This window comes from Metabacillus herbersteinensis (genome assembly GCF_042433335.1).
Lineage (GTDB): Bacteria > Bacillota > Bacilli > Bacillales > Bacillaceae > Metabacillus > Metabacillus herbersteinensis.
Window position 1 is genome coordinate 88,316 of sequence record NZ_JBHLVO010000010.1, and the last position, 17,338, is coordinate 105,653.

At 39.4% G+C, this 17,338-nt stretch carries 13 protein-coding genes; 10 read left to right on the forward strand and 3 right to left on the reverse strand.

The window, feature by feature from the left end:
* Positions 1-10: 10 nt before the first annotated feature.
* Positions 11-2,083 (reverse strand): transglycosylase domain-containing protein, encoded by a 2,073-nt coding sequence (locus ACFFIX_RS13430; protein WP_378934710.1) that lies wholly within the window; start codon positions 2,081-2,083, stop codon positions 11-13.
* A gap of 296 nt (positions 2,084-2,379) precedes the next feature.
* Between ACFFIX_RS13430 and speE the strand changes: the two genes are divergently transcribed.
* From speE to argS, 4 genes are all read left to right on the forward strand, one after another.
* A complete protein-coding gene (speE, locus tag ACFFIX_RS13435) occupies positions 2,380-3,210 on the forward strand; it encodes a spermidine synthase (protein WP_378934711.1) in 831 nt (276 codons plus the stop codon).
* A gap of 56 nt (positions 3,211-3,266) precedes the next feature.
* Positions 3,267-4,142 (forward strand): agmatinase, encoded by an 876-nt coding sequence (gene speB, locus ACFFIX_RS13440; RefSeq protein ID WP_378934713.1) that lies wholly within the window; start codon positions 3,267-3,269, stop codon positions 4,140-4,142.
* Positions 4,143-4,494: 352 nt separating this feature from the next.
* On the forward strand, positions 4,495-4,932 hold the full coding sequence (locus ACFFIX_RS13445; RefSeq protein ID WP_378934715.1) for a YwiB family protein: 438 nt from the start codon (positions 4,495-4,497) through the stop codon (positions 4,930-4,932).
* The gene (argS, locus tag ACFFIX_RS13450; protein ID WP_378934717.1) at positions 4,929-6,599 is read left to right on the forward strand and encodes an arginine--tRNA ligase; all 1,671 of its coding nucleotides are present in this window, start codon (positions 4,929-4,931) and stop codon (positions 6,597-6,599) included. Before ACFFIX_RS13445 ends, argS begins: the two co-directional genes overlap by 4 nt.
* A 206-nt stretch (positions 6,600-6,805) precedes the next feature.
* Here the strand turns inward: argS and uvsE are convergent, their stop codons facing one another.
* Entirely contained in the window at positions 6,806-7,762 is a 957-nt protein-coding gene (gene uvsE / locus ACFFIX_RS13455; protein WP_378934719.1) for a UV DNA damage repair endonuclease UvsE, read from the reverse strand.
* 21 nt (positions 7,763-7,783) lie between these two features.
* The gene (cls, locus tag ACFFIX_RS13460; RefSeq protein WP_378934864.1) at positions 7,784-8,977 is read right to left on the reverse strand and encodes a cardiolipin synthase; all 1,194 of its coding nucleotides are present in this window, start codon (positions 8,975-8,977) and stop codon (positions 7,784-7,786) included.
* A 289-nt stretch (positions 8,978-9,266) separates the two neighbouring features.
* On the opposite strand from cls, the gene ACFFIX_RS13465 reads away from it, so the two are divergent.
* From ACFFIX_RS13465 to ACFFIX_RS13490, 6 genes are all read left to right on the forward strand, one after another.
* Complete coding sequence (locus ACFFIX_RS13465) at positions 9,267-11,378, forward strand: (Fe-S)-binding protein (RefSeq protein WP_378934721.1); 2,112 nt, start codon at positions 9,267-9,269, stop codon at positions 11,376-11,378.
* A 430-nt stretch (positions 11,379-11,808) separates the two neighbouring features.
* Positions 11,809-12,990 carry an acetyl-CoA C-acetyltransferase gene (gene mmgA, locus ACFFIX_RS13470; RefSeq protein WP_378934723.1) on the forward strand — a complete coding sequence of 394 codons (1,182 nt, stop codon included), beginning with the start codon at positions 11,809-11,811 and terminating at the stop codon, positions 12,988-12,990.
* A 58-nt stretch (positions 12,991-13,048) separates the two neighbouring features.
* On the forward strand, positions 13,049-13,903 hold the full coding sequence (locus ACFFIX_RS13475) for a 3-hydroxybutyryl-CoA dehydrogenase (RefSeq protein WP_378934725.1): 855 nt from the start codon (positions 13,049-13,051) through the stop codon (positions 13,901-13,903).
* 86 nt (positions 13,904-13,989) lie between these two features.
* Positions 13,990-15,126, forward strand: coding sequence for an acyl-CoA dehydrogenase (locus ACFFIX_RS13480; protein ID WP_378934727.1), 1,137 nt, complete (start codon positions 13,990-13,992; stop codon positions 15,124-15,126).
* 167 nt (positions 15,127-15,293) lie between these two features.
* Positions 15,294-16,430: an acyl-CoA dehydrogenase gene (locus ACFFIX_RS13485; RefSeq protein WP_378934729.1), complete on the forward strand. Its 1,137-nt coding sequence runs from the start codon at positions 15,294-15,296 to the stop codon at positions 16,428-16,430.
* A 228-nt stretch (positions 16,431-16,658) separates the two neighbouring features.
* Positions 16,659-17,282 carry a TetR/AcrR family transcriptional regulator gene (locus ACFFIX_RS13490; protein ID WP_378934731.1) on the forward strand — a complete coding sequence of 208 codons (624 nt, stop codon included), beginning with the start codon at positions 16,659-16,661 and terminating at the stop codon, positions 17,280-17,282.
* Positions 17,283-17,338: the final 56 nt, after the last annotated feature.

A 17,338-nucleotide genomic window follows, 5' to 3' on the forward strand; every position in this document is an offset into this window, starting at 1 on the left:
AAAAATCACTTTAATCCCACCATTTAAACAGCTTATTCATCCAACCATCATCACTTTTTACATCTTTATTAGGCTGTTTTTCATCATGTTCTCCATCATCCAAGTGAACCGTACAATAATGAGTCGGCTCTGTCCCTGCGACATAATAAGTGAGGCGGCGTACAGGACAATCTTCTGTTGCGAGCTTTCCAGTTTCAGGATTAATATAAACGCCTACAACATCGTTCGGAGGGCGAAATGCCTTTACAGGTTGGTCCTCTAAAGCTTTTTCCATAAATGTTGCCCATATTTTTTTTGCATATGCTTTTTCTTGGACAAGATCAATTGTTTTGTCTTTGTCATAACCAGTCCACACACCTGTTACAAGCTGTGGTGTAAGTCCAATCATCCAGCTATCGGTTGAGGTCGTTCCTGACTTTCCTGCATAATCCCGTGTTAAGCTGCCCGCGATGCTTTGACCAGTAACAGATGCATAATCGTTTAGTCTTTTATCAAACATTCCGGTCATCAGGTGTGTTGCAACAAATGCATTTTCTTGCTCTAGAATTTGCTTAGGTTCTAACGAGTGTTCGTAAAGAACGTTCCCGCTTGCGTCCTCGACCTTTGTGATAAAAGTAGGCTCGATTTTTTTACCTCCGTTACCTAGAATGCCATACGCATTGACCATATCAAGTAACCTTACGGGTGAAGTTCCAAGAGCAAGGGAAGGAACTAAGTCTAATTTTGATTCTACTCCGAAAAGTTTTGACGTCTTAAGAAGCTCCTCCATTCCTAGAAAAAGATGAGTTTTAACAGCGTAAATATTATCTGATAATGCGATTGCCTGTAATAATGTAATGAGATCATTCGCATAATAGTCATTAAAATTACTTGGTTTATAGGTGGATTTTCCATCATTATAGGTAAACGAAGTTGGCTCACTTCTCATTTCCGTTGAAGGGGTAAATCCTTTTGTTAGGGCTGCATAGTAAAGCAATGGCTTCATCGTTGAACCAGGCTGTCGTTTTGCTTGTGTAACGCGGTTGAACTGACTTTTTTCGTAGTCACGACCACCAACAAGTGCTTTCACTTCACCTGTTTGAGGATGTATGGCAACAATACCAGCTTGTATGTCTGATTCTTTTTCAATCGTGCTTTCCATAATGTTTTCTGCTTTTTTCTGCATGTCAGGATCAAGAGTTGTATAAATCCGTAAGCCCTTCGTGGTGATTTCATGCTCGTCCATTTTTAATTGATTGGCAAGAATTTTCATGACTGTATCATGGAAGTATGGAGCAATTCCTGTTTGAACTGCTTCTTTTTTCGTTTTATAAATCAGCTTGGTCACCACAGCTTCTTGAAGTTGTTCTTTAGTGATGTATTTTTCGCTCAACATCGTATTTAGGATGACTTCTTGTCGTTTTTTTGCTCGTTCTTCATGAACAAATGGAGAATAGATCGTTGGCCCTTTTGGAATTCCTGTTAACAGTGAAGCCTCAGCCAAAGTTAGCTCACTCGATGTTTTACCGAAATAGTAATTTGAGGCTGCTTCAATACCGTAAACACCATGACCATAGTAAATCGTGTTTAAATAGCCTTCTAAAATATCATCTTTACTATAATTCATTTCTAAACGTATTGTATAAAGTGCTTCTAACGCCTTACGCTTCCAGGTTTTTTCATGCTCTAAAAATAAATTGCGGGCATACTGTTGAGTAATTGTACTTGCACCTTGCACCTTTGCCATCGCTTTTAAATCGGCTAAAGCTGCACCGGCAATTCGTTTGTAATCGAATCCATGATGTTCATAAAAATTCCGATCCTCAATTGCCAGTGTAGCTTGAAGAACTTCATCCGAAATATCCTCTAGCTTCACCCAATAGCGCCTTTGTCCATTATGAGTTTCGCCAATCTTACTTCCATCGCTTGCATAAAGAATCGTTGATTGTGAAACGGTTAAAGAGGGGGCACCTTGTGTTTTTGCAAAAAGAAGGATGCTAAATAGGATCGTTGAAAAAAAGATAAGTAAAAGAACACTTATAAAGATAATGGCTCGAACGGTCTTAATCGTTATTCGAATTCGTTTCGGGGTTATGACATCCAACTAAAATCACCTCATTTCAGGTACGGTCAGTAAGTTGTTAATCAGTATGAGATGTTTTTGTATTTTTTAAACGTAAGTCTATGAAAAAATGAATTTTTTTCTTGCAATTTTGCTAGATTCATCTATACTTTTTCTGAGGTTTCGAAACTTGTGGATATTTGTCGGATTTTAAAAAGTTGATTCGGGTACTATAATAACAAAAGCGCAAACGCCTTGGTCAGCCCTCGAGGGGCTAGGCGTTGGAGCTGGATGTCGAAGTGCATCCCTAATTTTTTATTAGTGAAAGGAAGATAATAATGGGCGGACTTTGGTATACAGAGAAACAAACAAAGAACTTCGGAATTACAATGAAAATCAAGCAGACTTTACATACAGAACAAACAGACTTTCAGAAACTAGAAATGGTTGAAACAGAAGAATTCGGCAACATGCTTTATTTAGATGGCATGGTGATGACTTCTCAAGTTGATGAATTTGTTTATCATGAAATGGTGGCGCACGTGCCGCTATTCACACATCCAAACCCTGAAAACGTTCTTGTTGTAGGCGGAGGAGATGGCGGTGTAATTCGCGAAGTTCTCAAGCATCCAAGTGTAAAAAAGGCAACACTCGTTGAAATTGACGGTAAAGTGATCGAGTACTCAAAAAAATACTTGCCTGAAATTGCAGGAAAGCTTGAAGATCCTCGTGTAGAAGTAAAAGTAGGGGACGGCTTCATGCACATCGCTGAAAGTGAGAACATCTATGATGTCATCATGGTTGACTCAACTGAACCAGTTGGACCGGCGGTAAACCTTTTCTCAAAAGGATTTTATGCTGGAATCTCAAAGGCGTTAAAAGAAGACGGAATCTTCGTAGCTCAAACAGACAATCCGTGGTTCACACCTGAACTTATTACAACTGTTCAACGTGATGTAAGAGAAATTTTCCCAATTACACGCCTTTACACAGCAAACATTCCAACTTATCCAAGCGGATTATGGACATTTACGATTGGTTCAAAAAAATACGATCCACTAGAAGTTAATGATGATCATTTCCATGAAATCGAATCTAAATATTACACAAAAGACCTTCATAAAGCAGCATTTGCTTTACCGAAGTTTGTAAGTGATTTGATTAAATAAGAAAAAATGACGGAAGTGAGGGTGACGCTCTCACTTTTTTGAATGGAGGAATAGTAATGAAATTTGATGAAGCTTATTCTGGCAATGTATTTATCAAAAGTCACCCAAGCTTTGAAGAAAGTCAAGCGGTGATTTATGGAATGCCAATGGATTGGACAGTTAGCTATCGACCAGGGTCACGTTTTGGCCCATCAAGAATCCGTGAAGTTTCAATTGGCTTGGAAGAATATAGCCCTTACTTAGATCGTGAATTAGAAGAAGTGAAATATTTTGATGCAGGGGATATTCCACTTCCATTTGGCAATCCGCAAAAAAGTATTGAAATGATTGAAGAATATATCGACGAGCTTTTAGCCAAAGATAAATTTCCACTAGGAATGGGTGGAGAACATTTAGTTTCTTGGCCTGTTATGAAATCTATGTACAAAAAGTATCCAGATTTAGCGATTATTCACATGGATGCACATACAGATTTACGTGATGACTATGAAGGTGAACCGCTATCCCATTCAACTCCTATTAAAAAAGTAGCTAATTTAATTGGGCCACAAAATGTTTTCTCATTCGGAATTCGCTCTGGATTAAAAGAAGAATTCCAATGGGCAAAAGAAGTCGGTATGCACATTTCAAAATTTGAAGTACTGGAGCCATTGAAAGAAGTTTTACCGAAGCTAGCAGGCAGACCTGTATACGTGACAATTGATATCGACGTCTTAGACCCTGCGCACGCACCAGGAACAGGAACGGTCGATGCAGGGGGAATTACTTCTAAAGAGCTTCTAGCCTCGATCCACGAAATAGCACGATCACAAGTAAACGTTGTTGGCGCAGACTTAGTAGAAGTTGCACCAATCTATGACCACTCAGAACAAACTGCGAATACAGCGAGCAAGCTAATTCGTGAGATGATCTTGGGCTGGGTTCAAAAATAAAAAAGTGAATGGGGCTTGCTCCCGTTCACTTTTTATTTTTTAAATGAAAGTTGCTTCAGCTGAACCGGACAGACCGCTTTTTTAGTTTCGTAGATAAAATAAGTATTTTCGCAGATAGAACACTACTTTTCGAAGATAAAGCAGCTAATTTCGAAGATAGGACATCATTATTTGAAAATGAACTTCAATTTTTACAGTGAAAAGTGCTATATACGTTTGAATTACAACAATATTTTCGAAAATAGCTAGTTTTTTATACGGGTTTCCGAAAATAGCCTGTTAGCTTGCGCATTTGCAATTCAATCTTTATACTATTAAAGTTATAGATGAACTTGAAAAGGAAGTGTTTACAATGGCAACAAGCACACCTATTCACATCAAAGTGATCTCAGAAATTCAGCAACTAAACGATCCTGACAAAGAAAAAATTGAATTTCAAACTGTCGGTGAATATTACATAAAAGAAAACAAAACGTATATAAGATATGATGAAGAACATGAACTTGGATTTGTAAAAACAACTCTAAAGATGAGTGAAAATGAAGTGATGGTCATGCGTTCTGGCGCTGTGACAATGAAGCAACGTTTTTCAGAGAACCAGCTAACCGCAACAGATTACACGACTCCTTTTGGAAAACTACAACTAGTTACTCACACGAAATCAATTAAAGTTGAAAAGGATCAGCAGAAATTACAAGGCTTCATCCGGGTGATATACGAACTAGAAATTGGCGAAAATGAAAAGCATTTACATACATTATTTATTGCATTTAAGGAGGATATAAAATGAATATCGTCGAGCAAGTAAAAGAACGACTTAAAGATGAAATTAAAGCAGCAGCAGTGAAGGCAGGACTCGCAGAAGAAACTCAGCTACCAGATGTTCTTCTTGAGCTTCCAAAGGACAAAACAAATGGTGACTATTCTACAAATATGGCGATGCAACTTGCGCGAATTGCCAAGAAGGCACCTCGCATGATCGCTGAAGAACTTGTTGCTAATTTTGATAAAGGTAAAGCATCGATTGAAAAAATTGACATCGCTGGACCTGGATTTATCAATTTTTATATGAACAATCAGTACTTAACGGACCTAATTCCTACGATATTAGAAGCGGGAGACACATATGGCCAAACGAATGTTGGCAACAATGAAAAAATTCAAGTTGAATTCGTGTCAGCTAATCCAACAGGAACGCTACATTTAGGTCATGCTCGTGGAGCAGCAGTCGGAGATTCGTTATGCAATGTACTAGAGAAGGCTGGGTACGATGTTTCACGTGAGTACTACATTAATGACGCTGGAAATCAAATCAATAACCTAGCTCTTTCAATTGAAGCGCGCTACTTACAAGCACTTGGTCAAGACGCCGCAATGCCTGAGGATGGCTATCAAGGTGCAGATATTATTCAGGTTGGAAAAAAATTAGTTGAAGAATTTGGTGACCGTTTTGCCACTGAAAGCAGTGAGGACCGCCTTGGTTTCTTCCGCGAGTATGGCTTGAAATTTGAAATGGATAAATTGAAAGCAGATTTAGAAGAATTCCGTGTTCCTTTTGATGTCTGGTACTCAGAAACTTCTCTCTATCATAATGGAAAAATTGATGAAGCGTTAAACGTTCTTCGTGAAAAAGGTCATATTTTTGAAGAAGACGGTGCAACTTGGTTCCGTTCGACAACCTATGGAGACGACAAGGATCGCGTACTTATTAAAAATGATGGTTCTTACACTTACTTAACGCCAGATATCGCCTATCACAAGCATAAGCTAGACCGTGGCTTCACTAAGCTCATTAATATTTGGGGTGCTGACCATCACGGCTATATACCGCGTATGAAAGCGGCAATTGAGTCGTTAGGATATGGTAAAGAAACCCTTGAGGTTGAAATCATCCAGCTTGTTCACCTATACAAAGACGGTGAAAAAATGAAAATGAGTAAGCGTACAGGAAAAGCAGTAACATTGCGTGACCTGATGGAAGAGGTCGGACTTGATGCTGTTCGCTACTTCTTTGCAATGCGCAGCAGTGACACACACATGGACTTTGATATGGATCTAGCTGTTTCGAAATCGAATGAAAATCCTGTATACTACGCGCAATATGCACATGCCCGAATCTGGAGCATGCTTCGTCAGGGAGAAGAACAAGGCTTGTCATTTGAAAAAGATCTTAAACTAGACGAAGTATCATCTGAAAAAGAAATCGACTTACTAAAAAAACTAGGTGAATTCCCACAAGCTGTAACAGAAGCAGCTCAAAAAAGAATTCCACACCGAATTACAAACTACATCTATGAACTAGCATCAGCACTTCACAGCTTCTACAACGCTGAAAAAGTGCTAGACGAAACAAATATCGAAAAAAGCCGAGCACGACTCGGTCTTATGAAAGCAACACAAACTACATTAAAAAACGCACTTCAGCTCGTCGGTGTTTCAGCGCCGGAGAAGATGTAAAATGGATTGAACCCAGACGGAATTTTGTTGTCTGGGTTTTTTGTTTGTATGGAATTAGTTGATAGGATAGAGGTGGCAACATCTAGCTAGAACGTATTTCGTCGTTTTTTGTCGATTGGCTTATAGAAAGCTGAATTTGGCTTATAGAAGGCGAGAATTGGTTTATAGAAGAAAAATTGTTGTTTATGTTCTCATATTATGGAAAATTACCACTCAATCATCGCTCCGCCAACCCGTTTAACACCTCGAATCCTCGCAACATCTTCGACAAGCTGTAAAACGGCTTTATCTTTTTGCTTCGCTTCAATCATGAAGTCAACATCCACATTCAATTCCTTCAGTGTTGTTATTAATGGAACAAGAAATTCCAAGTCTACATAATCTGAATGACTTCGATATTCTTTTTCAGACTTAGGTGAAGAAATATGGATTTTAGGAATTACTTTTAACCTAGCCCAAGTTGAAAAAACCTTTGGCAAAAGATTTTCAACTTCCTCATGATCGTCATGATTTGCCATAAAGTGATGATAATCAAACATGAGGGGAATGTCTTCCTTTTCGCATATAACCAAAGTCTCAGATGTTGTATATGTTTTGTCGTCATTTTCTAGCGTCATTCGTTGCTTAATATGAAGTGGAAGTAATTTTAAATTTTCATGAAACCTTTCTGTTGCTGTAACCTTGTTGCCGTAGGCTCCGCCAACATGAATGTTAATAACCGCTTGATCTGCAATGTCCATTGCTTCCAATAAATCATAATGATAGGCCATGTCTCCTACCGCATTTTCGGTAATATGCTTTTTATCACTCGTAAAAAGTGTGAATTGATTCGGATGAAAACTAGTTCGAAGGTGATGTTTTTTAACAAGATCACCAATTTCAGATAGCAGATCTTTAAATGGCGTTCGGTAATCCCACTTTACTTCAGGGTGTGTGGCAAGAGGTACAATTGATGAAGAAAAACGATATAAGTAAATTTCGTGAGCGAGATTATAATAAATCATTCTTAATGTGTGTTCCAGATTTTGCTTTGTTACATGAAGGAGGTTATCTTTTCGTTCGTTTTCCTCAAGTTTTTTCCAACGAGTAAATGTTAAGGTTTTTGCCGGAGAACAATCCCATAACGACAAAGCGTGTGATACATATCCAAACCGAATTATCATGATGAACTCCTTTACAGAGGGTTACAAAAAATGGGAAACCAGAGTTGCAAACGTTTCCTTGCCTCGATGTAAAATTGACCTCTTTCGATAAAACTCATATGTGAGCTTCTCTGATCGATGGAAATCTTCATAAATTTGCTTTTTAACGTTCTGTATAAAATCTTTGTCATAAATCATACAGTTCATTTCATCATTCAAATACAAACTGCGTTTATCAAAGTTTGCTGTTCCAATGTCACAGGTATGATCGTCTATAACAATTACTTTGGCATGATAAAAACCATAGTAAAACCTGAAAACCTCACAGCCAGCTAAAATGAGAGGTCCGTAATATGGAAAGGCAGCCTCACGAACGAGCGGATGGTCTGCTTTCATAGGAACCATTATTTTAACTTGAACACCACGCTTAAGTGCTTTTAAGAGCTCCTTTTTAATCTCTGTTCCAGGGATAAAATAAGGAGTGCAAATAATAATTTCCCTTTTGGCCTCACGGATAAACGAAAGAAAGTACTTATGCAAAAATTCACCATAAGTCGATAAAAACTGTTGTGAACTTGTCCCAAGCTCTTGGACGGGAAAGTAGGAAGCGACATGACGAAGGTCTTCTCCTGACGAATCGAACCAATCCTTTAAAAATTGAGTTTGCATATCCTGAACGCCTTCACCTGTAATTTGCAAATGGTAATCTCTCCAGTACCCAAATTTCGGATCCAGACCTAAGTATTCTTTTCCGATATTAAAGCCGCCAATAAAACCTATTTTTCCATCGATAACCGTAATTTTCCGGTGATTCCTTGCTTGTAGTGTATAAAAAAAATAAGGCCATCTAGGTTTATTTGTATAGCCAATCTTTGCACCTTTTCGTTTTAATAGCTTTAGTGCATTTTTATCTAGATTTTTACTACCAACATAATCAAGCAAAAGTTTTACTTCTAAGCCCTGTTTTGCTTTCTCCCCTAGCAAGGATAAAAATTCGTGACTAATTTCATCATTTTTCACAATAAAAAATAACACATGAACAGAATGTTTACTATTTTTAATGCTTTTAAATAAATCTTCATACAAATTTTGACCGTCTATATAAAGTTTCAAATTACTTTTCCTAAGAGGGAACAGTTGATATTTAGATTTCTGGAGATGATCTTTTCTACCAAGTCGATAATCTATTCGCAGCCAAACCACGAGAGTGAAAACAACAATGCCAATGATTAACATACTATTCAACAGCTTTCCTCCTAACTTACAAAGATGTTCGATATAAACTTTATGTATCATATAAGTTGCTCTAACAAGCGTTAATTTATGTGTTAAAAGAAATTGAAGGAAATGTGTTGACTGAATGCTCATTCATTATTATCATAAAGATATAGAGTTAAAGTCAGAAAATTAGATGCATTGGGAATTTTCTCGGGATGGGGAAATGAAAGAAGTAGTTACTATTTGGATTCTTTTTTAAAAAGTAACTTTGTTCTAAGAAATCATCGCAGAGACTGGGGGAAGAATGATGAATGCGTTGTTATGGATCAATCTTATTGCGTTCTTACTTGTAACCGCTTACGCAGTTCATTTATTTGTGTACTTAATTCGTACGAGGATTGCGTACATTAAGCTAGGAAAAAAAGTAGAGTTTGAGAACAATTTAAAAGAAAGACTTCATAAAGTTTGGGTGAATGTATTCGGACAGAAAAAGCTCCTAAAGGATAAGAAGAGTGGCATCATCCATGTCATGTTCTTCTATGGCTTCATTCTCGTCCAATTAGGTGCGATCGATTTTATAATCAAGGGGATTAGCCCTGATTCGCATCTACCATTAGGACCGTTGTATCCAGCATTTACATTAATTCAAGAATTTGTAACATTGATGATTTTAGTAGCAGTTGTTTGGGCATTTCATCGCCGTTATGTTGAAAAGCTTATTCGTTTAAAACGAGGCTTTAAATCTGGATTAGTTTTAATTTTCATCGGTGGGTTAATGTTATCCGTTTTAGTAGGGAACGGAATGAACCTAATTTGGCATAATCATGACTTAACATGGACTGAGCCAATTGCATCATCGCTTGCCTTCTTATTGAGCTTTGTGGGTGAAACAGGCGCCATCGTTATTTTTTATATGTCTTGGTGGGCTCACTTGTTATTCTTACTTTCGTTTTTAGTATATGTACCACAATCAAAGCATGCCCATTTACTTGCAGGACCAGCTAACGTATTCTTTGGTCGCTTATCAAACCCTGGAAAGCTTGAGAAGATCGATTTTGAAGATGAAACACAGGAAACATTTGGTGTAGGCAAAATCGAGGACTTCAAGCAATCACAGTTAATTGATATGTATGCCTGTGTCGAATGTGGTCGCTGTACAAATATGTGTCCAGCAACTGGAACAGGTAAAATGCTGTCTCCAATGGACTTAATCTTAAAACTTCGTGATCATTTAACAGACAAGGGTGCAGCAGTTACATCAATGCAACCCTGGGTACCTGCAATTGCATTTCAAAATACAAATGGAAACCAGCTTGCAATGATGGCTGCGGGTTCAGGCTCACAGGAAGTTGCAGCAACACTTGAATACAATCCAAGCTTAATTGGAGACGTCATTACAGAAGAAGAAATCTGGGCTTGTACAACTTGTCGTAACTGTGAAGATCAATGTCCGGTAATGAATGAGCATGTTGATAAAATTATTGACCTACGCCGTTACCTTGTTTTAACAGAAGGTAAGATGGACCCAGACGCTCAGCGTGCGATGACAAACATCGAACGCCAAGGAAACCCATGGGGATTAAACCGTAAAGAGCGTGAGACATGGCGTGAGGCGCGCGAGGATGTCGTCGTACCAACCGTGAAAGAAGTGAAAAAAGCAGGCGAAGATTTTGAATACTTATTCTGGGTTGGCTCAATGGGATCGTATGATAACAGAAGTCAAAAAATCGCTCTGTCATTTGCAAAGCTTTTAAATGAAGCAGGTGTTTCCTTCGCCATTCTCGGTAATAAGGAAAAGAACTCTGGAGATACGCCTCGCCGACTAGGAAATGAGTTTTTATTCCAAGAGTTAGCGACGAAGAACATCGAAGAGTTTGAAAAAAATGAAGTGAAGAAAATTGTCACAATTGATCCGCATGCGTACAATATCTTTAAAAATGAGTATCCAGATTTCGGCTTAGAAGCAGAAGTTTATCATCATACAGAGCTGTTAGCAGAGCTTGTGAAAAATGGTCGATTAACCCCGAAATTTGAGGTTAATGAAACAATCACGTTCCATGATTCCTGCTATTTAGGAAGATACAATGAAGTCTATGATGCACCTCGAGACATCTTAAAAGCAATTCCAGGTGTTAGTCTTGTCGAAATGGAACGTAATCGTGAAACAGGAATGTGCTGTGGTGCAGGTGGGGGATTAATGTGGATGGAAGAAGACACGGGAAGCCGTATAAACGTGTCCAGAACGGAGCAGGCACTTGCAGTAAATCCATCTGTCATTAGCTCGGGCTGTCCATATTGCTTAACAATGCTTAGCGATGGAACAAAAGCGAAAGAAGTCGAAGAACAAGTTGCAACATATGATGTAGCAGAGCTTCTAGAGAAAGCAATTTTCGGTAAAAAGAAGGAGCTAGCATCATAAAGCTAGAATAAAAGAATATAGATAAAAAAGCGCGGGGCGCCTTGTTCAGACTTAGGCATAGCATAAGACGATTCTAAATAGAAGGCGTTTTTTGCCTTCAATTTAGAATTGACTTATGACCTCGAGGGTCTAGGCGCTGGCAGTCAAGAACGCGACGTCAATCGCCATGACTGCACTAGCACGTCCTGTGCGTCGGAGCTGGACTTGCGAAACGCATTTTGAGTTTTATATTCATATAAATTCTGGTGCTATTAAAAAAAGGGTTCTAAAGAAGGTGTACCATTGTTACACCTTCTTTAAAGGTTTTAAACTGAGCGAGCGTTCAGTCGATAATTTTAAACAGTAGTTAAGTGTAAAAAAAGATATGTTTTTCGCATGATTTTGTAAGCGCTTGCTATTACTAGGCGATTCTGATTTAGGAGGAGAAAAAATGACTAAAACCGTTATTTTAAGTGGAGTTCGTACCCCTTTTGGAAAATTAGGAGGAGCATTAAGTACCTTTACAGCATCACAACTAGGTGGAATTGCAATTAAGGAAGCACTGATCAAAGCAAATGTGGACAGCGGACAGATTGATGAAATTCTTATGGGGAATGTTCTCCAGGGTGGTCAAGGACAAATTCCATCAAGGCAAGCTTCGAGACATGCTGATGTCCCATGGAGTGTAAAAACAGAAACAATCAACAAAGTTTGTGCTTCAGGACTTCGTACTGTTACTCTTGCAGATCAAATTATTCGAGCGGGTGACGAAGAAGTGATCGTTGCTGGTGGAATGGAATCAATGAGCAACGCGCCATATATCCTTCCGAAAGCACGATGGGGTCTTCGAATGGGCGATAGCAGTGTCCAAGATCTCATGGTTCATGATGGCCTCACATGTAGCTTTACAGGTGCACATATGGGAACGTACGGAAATCGGGTGGCAAAGGAACTTCAAATAACACGAGAAGATCAGGATATGTGGGCACTAAGAAGCCATAAACGAGCAGTTGAAGCAATCGAACAAGGCAAATTTTCAGAGGAAATTGTACCCGTTTCCGTTCCGCAAAGAAAAGGTGATCCGATTGTGGTAGAACATGACGAAGCACCTCGTAAAGATACGTCAATCGAAAGACTTTCTAAATTAGGATCTGTTTTTAATCAAGATGGATCAATTACGGCTGGAAACGCACCAGGTGTAAATGACGGTGCCGCTGCACTTGTCCTAATGAGTGAGGACCGAGCGTTAAAAGAAGGCCGCAAACCACTAGCGACAATTCTAGGGTCTGCTGCCATTGCTTTAGAAGCGAAGGATTTTCCGAAAACGCCGGGGCTTGTTATTCAAGAACTCCTAAAGAAAACTCAGAAAACAGTCGAAGATATCGACTTGTTTGAAATCAATGAGGCTTTTGCTGCTGTTGCATTAGCAAGTAATCAACTAGCAGGCTTAGATCCGGAAAAAGTAAACGTAAATGGAGGTGCCGTTGCATTAGGACATCCAATCGGTGCAAGTGGTTCACGGATTATCATTACGTTAATACATGAATTAAAGCGTCGTGGTGGTGGGATTGGAATTGCCTCAATATGCAGTGGTGGCGGTCAAGGCGATGCAATAATAATTCAAGTTCACTAGATTGATAGATTGATAAATTTGCAGGTCCAATGCAGTTGACGATACAAGGAGGATGTTTATGAACGTTCAAAAAGTAATGGTAGTTGGTGCAGGTCAAATGGGCTCAGGGATTGCTCAGGTTTGTGCGATGGCGGGATTTGAGGTAATTCTTCACGATATGAAAACAGAATTTATTGAGCGAGGAATTAACAATATTAATAAAAACCTTCAAAGACAGGTCGACAAAGAGCGCATGTCTAGTGCCGAAAAGGAAGATGTGTTAAATAGAATCTCACAATCGGTCGACCTTCAAAATGCAGAAAAAGTTGACCTAGTCATTGAAGCCGCTGTCGAGAATATGGAGATAAAAAAAGCTCTTTTTGCACAGCTTGATGAAATTACTCCACAGCATACAATCTTAGCAACAAATACATCGTCACTACCAATTACCGAAATCGCAGCAGCAACAAAGCGACCAGAAAAAGTAATTGGTATGCATTTTATGAACCCGGTCCCAGTCATGAAATTAGTTGAAATTATCCGTGGTCTTGCTACGGCTGATGAAGTGTATGAAACGATTGAGAACATGACCAATAAACTAAGCAAGGTTCCTGTTGAAGTAAATGATTTTCCAGGATTTGTTTCAAACCGCATCTTAATGCCAATGATTAACGAGGCAATTTTCACCGTTTACGAAGGGGTTGCAACACCTGAAGCGATCGACGACGTGATGAAGCTCGGAATGAATCATCCTATGGGACCACTTACATTAGCGGATTTTATCGGACTCGATACTTGTTTGTACATTATGGAAACCTTACATGAGGGCTTTGGTGATGACAAATATAGACCGTGTCCACTGTTAAGAAAATATGTAAAAGCTGGCTGGCTGGGTCGCAAATCAGGAAGAGGCTTCTACACATATGAAACGTAATAAATTGTAAGTCGACAACAAGAGGTAGTCACAACTAGCTTTCATAAAAAATAAGCAAGTTATGACTGAACAGAGGGGAGAAAACAATGAATCTACGTTTTACAGAAGAGCAAGAAATGATGAGAAAGATGGTTCGTGACTTTGCTCAATCAGAAATTGCACCGGTGGTTGAGAGAATGGAACAAGGTGAATTTCCTAGGGATATTTTAAAAAAGATGGGTGAACTTGGGTTAATGGGGATACCAATTCCTGAAGAGTATGGTGGTTCGGGGATGGACTATATATCCTATATCATCGCGATTCATGAAATTTCGAAAGTAAGCGCAACAGTAGGGGTTATTTTATCTGTTCACACATCAGTGGGGACGAATCCAATTCTAAACTTCGGCACAGAAGAACAAAAGAATAAGTATGTAAAAAAGCTAGCAACAGGAGAGTTTCTAGGTGCATTTGCACTAACAGAGCCAAGCTCGGGATCGGATGCGGCAAGCTTAAAAACGAAAGCAGTAAAACAGGGTGAGTATTACGTTCTAAATGGCTCAAAGGTTTTTATCACAAATGGTGGTGAAGCGGATACCTACATTGTTTTTGCTTCTACAAATCCTAGTAAAGGTAGCCGTGGAATCTCAGCATTTATCGTTGAAAAGGACACACCAGGCTTAATCATCGGAAAAGATGAGCACAAAATGGGCCTATATGGTTCAAGAACCGTTCAACTTTCATTCGAAGATGCAAAGGTACCTGCCCGAAATTTTTTAGGTGAAGAAGGACATGGTTTTAAGATTGCAATGGCAAACTTGGACTTTGGAAGAATTGGCATTGCCGCTCAATCACTAGGTATAGCACAGGCAGCGCTTGAGCATTCAATCGAATATGCAAAAGAACGACACCAGTTTGGCAAATCAATTGCTAGCCAGCAAGGAATTGCGTTTAAGTTAGCAGATATGGCAACAAATGTAGAAGCAGCAGAGCTGTTAACTTACCGTGCTGCCTTCCTAAAAGAAAGTGGCATGAAATGTAAACAAGAAGCATCCATGGCAAAGTATTTTGCATCCAAAACTGCTATGGAAGTCTCAACAGAGGCTATCCAAGTGTTCGGCGGATATGGATATACAAAGGATTACCCAGTCGAACGCTTTTTCAGAGATGCAAAAGTGTGTGAAATCTACGAAGGAACAAGCGAGATTCAGAGGATTGTAATTAGTAAAGAGTTACTTAAATAGATAGCTTGTGTTGGGTTCGAATTTTCCTGAAAGTTGTCATGTGGCCGATATATGAGCCAAACTGACCGATAAAGTCACCCAACTTGAGCGATATCACGATCGATATGCCCAAAATGGAAATAACTCCACAATTATAGCAATCTATAACGAAAAAAGGGGAATGAAAAATGAATTTCAAACTATCAGAAGAACATGAAATGCTACGTAAAATGGTCCGCGATTTTGCAAGAAAAGAAGTAGAACCAACAGCTGCTGATCGTGATGAAGAAGAGCGTTTCGACATGAATATCTTTAATAAAATGGCTGAACTAGGTTTAACAGGAATTCCATGGCCAGAAGAGTATGGTGGGATTGGAAGTGACTATCTAGCGTATGTTATCGCTGTTGAAGAGCTTTCGAGAGTTTGCGCATCCACAGGCGTTACATTATCTGCTCACACGTCACTAGCGGGATGGCCTGTATACAAATTCGGTACAGAAGAGCAAAAACAAAAATACTTAAAGCCGATGGCACTAGGTGAAAAGATCGGTGGCTACGGCCTAACAGAGCCTGGCTCAGGATCTGATGCAGGTGGAATGAGAACGAATGCGCGCTTAGAAGGTGATCATTATATCTTAAATGGCTCAAAAATCTTCATCACAAATGGTGGAATAGCCGACTTTTATATTGTTTTCGCAGTAACGGACCCTACTAATAGCAAAAGCACAAGTGCATTCATCGTAGAAAAAGACTTTCCAGGCTTTTCAGTAGGTAAGAAAGAACGCAAGCTCGGCATACGCTCTTCACCTACAACTGAGATCATCTTTGAACAGTGTATCGTACCAAAAGAAAACTTGTTAGGCCAAGTTGGCGAGGGCTTTAAAGTAGCGATGATGACACTTGATGGTGGACGCAACGGAATTGCCGCACAAGCCGTTGGAATTGCTCAAGGTGCACTAGACGCAGCTGTTGCCTACGCAAAAGAGCGCGAACAATTTGGTAAACCGATCGCCGCGCAGCAGGGAATTAGCTTTAAGCTAGCTGATATGGCGACAAGCATTGAAGCTGCTCGTCTGTTAACCTATCAAGCAGCTTGGTTAGAGTCACAAGGCTTACCATATGGAAAAGAATCTGCAATGTCTAAATTATTTGCTGGAGATACAGCAATGAAAGTAACAACCGAAGCCGTTCAAGTCTTTGGTGGGTACGGTTATACGAAGGATTATCCAGTAGAACGCTTTATGCGTGATGCAAAAATCACACAAATCTATGAAGGTACTCAAGAAATTCAACGACTTGTCATTTCTCGTATGCTGACAAAATAAGAGAATCATAGGAGTACGTTTCGGAATCCAGCTCCAGCGCCTAGCCCCGACGCATAGGACGTGCTAGTGCAGTTACAGCGACAGGACGTCGCGGTTGTAACTGCCTCGAGGTCATAAGTCAATTCTAAATTGAAGGCAAAGAACGCCTTCCACCCTAGAATCGTCTTATGCTATGCCTAAGGCTGAACAAGGCGCTTGTGCTTTTTATTTAAGAATGGTGGGGAAAGAATGAGCAAGCGTGATGTTCCTGCGTCTGTAAAGGACGAAAAGTTGATTCAAAAACGCCGCGACCAAATGATTAAGGGAGCTGTTATTCTCTTTAAAGAGAAGGGGTTTCATCGAACGACAACGAGAGAAATTGCACGCGCTGCAGGATTTAGCATCGGAACCCTTTATGAGTATATACGTAAAAAAGAGGATGTTCTTTATCTAGTATGTGATACGATCTATGACCAGGTACGGATTCGACTAGAGCAAGATATTGATACAAAGCAAGGTTCAATCGAGAGCTTAAAGCTCGCCATTGCGAATTATTTTAAAGTGATGGATGACATGCAAGATGAAGTGCTTGTTATGTATCAAGAAGCAAAATCACTTTCAAAAGATGCTTTGCCATATGTACTCAAAAAAGAAATAGAAATGGTCGGTATGTTCGAAAAAGTAATAGAAGGCTGCGTTAGAAAAGGGGAATTAAATTTAACGGAGCAGGAAAGAAAACTTATTGCCCACAATATCTTTGTACAAGGTCAGATGTGGGGATTTAGAAGATGGGCTCTTCAAAAAATGTATAGCATTGATGAATACGTTGAGCTTCAAACAAAAGTGATTTTACAAGGTGTAGGAGAGAAATAACGGTTAAGCAAAAGTTGGAGTTCTAGGATTACTAGACTTCCAGCTACTACTTTAAG

What these genes read in the sequence shown, in the direction of transcription:
- speB (WP_378934713.1), top strand. Translation starts at nt 3,267, where the DNA reads ATGAAATTTGATGAAGCTTATTCTGGCAATGTATTTATCAAAAGTCAC.
- ACFFIX_RS13445 (WP_378934715.1), top strand. Translation starts at nt 4,495, where the DNA reads ATGGCAACAAGCACACCTATTCACATCAAAGTGATCTCAGAAATTCAG.
- speE (WP_378934711.1), top strand. Translation starts at nt 2,380, where the DNA reads ATGGGCGGACTTTGGTATACAGAGAAACAAACAAAGAACTTCGGAATT.
- ACFFIX_RS13480 (WP_378934727.1), top strand. Translation starts at nt 13,990, where the DNA reads ATGAATCTACGTTTTACAGAAGAGCAAGAAATGATGAGAAAGATGGTT.
- uvsE (WP_378934719.1), bottom strand. Translation starts at nt 7,762, where the DNA reads ATGATAATTCGGTTTGGATATGTATCACACGCTTTGTCGTTATGGGAT.
- ACFFIX_RS13485 (WP_378934729.1), top strand. Translation starts at nt 15,294, where the DNA reads ATGAATTTCAAACTATCAGAAGAACATGAAATGCTACGTAAAATGGTC.
- mmgA (WP_378934723.1), top strand. Translation starts at nt 11,809, where the DNA reads ATGACTAAAACCGTTATTTTAAGTGGAGTTCGTACCCCTTTTGGAAAA.
- ACFFIX_RS13490 (WP_378934731.1), top strand. Translation starts at nt 16,659, where the DNA reads ATGAGCAAGCGTGATGTTCCTGCGTCTGTAAAGGACGAAAAGTTGATT.
- argS (WP_378934717.1), top strand. Translation starts at nt 4,929, where the DNA reads ATGAATATCGTCGAGCAAGTAAAAGAACGACTTAAAGATGAAATTAAA.
- ACFFIX_RS13475 (WP_378934725.1), top strand. Translation starts at nt 13,049, where the DNA reads ATGAACGTTCAAAAAGTAATGGTAGTTGGTGCAGGTCAAATGGGCTCA.
- ACFFIX_RS13465 (WP_378934721.1), top strand. Translation starts at nt 9,267, where the DNA reads ATGAATGCGTTGTTATGGATCAATCTTATTGCGTTCTTACTTGTAACC.
- cls (WP_378934864.1), bottom strand. Translation starts at nt 8,977, where the DNA reads ATGTTAATCATTGGCATTGTTGTTTTCACTCTCGTGGTTTGGCTGCGA.